Source organism: Vogesella mureinivorans (genome assembly GCF_007644035.1).
GTDB lineage: Bacteria > Pseudomonadota > Gammaproteobacteria > Burkholderiales > Chromobacteriaceae > Vogesella > Vogesella mureinivorans.
Genome location: NZ_VMTV02000008.1, coordinates 1 through 534, shown reverse-complemented (window position 1 = coordinate 534; position 534 = coordinate 1). Strand labels below are relative to the sequence as shown.

Genomic DNA, 534 nt, shown 5'->3' with positions numbered 1-534 from the left:
CATCGACCTCGACCAGTTCAAGCTGGTCAACGACGCCTGCGGACATGCCGTGGGCGACGAGCTGCTGAAGCAGGTCAGTCGCCTGCTGGGCGAATGCGTGCGCAGCGGCGATGTGCTGGCGCGTCTGGGCGGCGACGAGTTCGGCGCGATCCTGAAGCACTGCCGGCTCGATCATGCACAGCGCGTGGCCCAGCAGATCTGCGAGCGCATGGAGGCCTTCCGCTTCGAGCACGACGGTCGCCGCTTCCGCGTGGGCGCCAGCATCGGCCTGGTGCCGATCGAGCGCGACTGGCCGGACGTCGCGACCCTGCTGCAAGCGGCCGATACCTGCTGCTATGCCGCCAAGGAGGCAGGCCGCAACCGCGTGCACGCCTGGATGAACAGTGACGAGGCCATGCTGCAGCGGCGCGACTCCATGCGCTGGGCCAGCCGCATCGAATCGGCGCTGGACGAGGACCGCTTCGAGCTGTGGGCGCAGCGCATCCAGCCGGTGCTGCCGCAGGCAGGCGCCAGCATGCATCTGGAGCTGCTGCT

General features: G+C 68.9%; 1 protein-coding gene. It reads left to right on the top strand.

Going from position 1 to position 534, the window contains the following annotated elements; translation table 11 throughout:
* Window positions 1–49: 49 nt before the first annotated feature.
* On the top strand, window positions 50–534 hold a 485-nt coding region (locus tag FLQ44_RS00395), incomplete at its 3' end, for a diguanylate cyclase domain-containing protein (protein ID WP_240801139.1).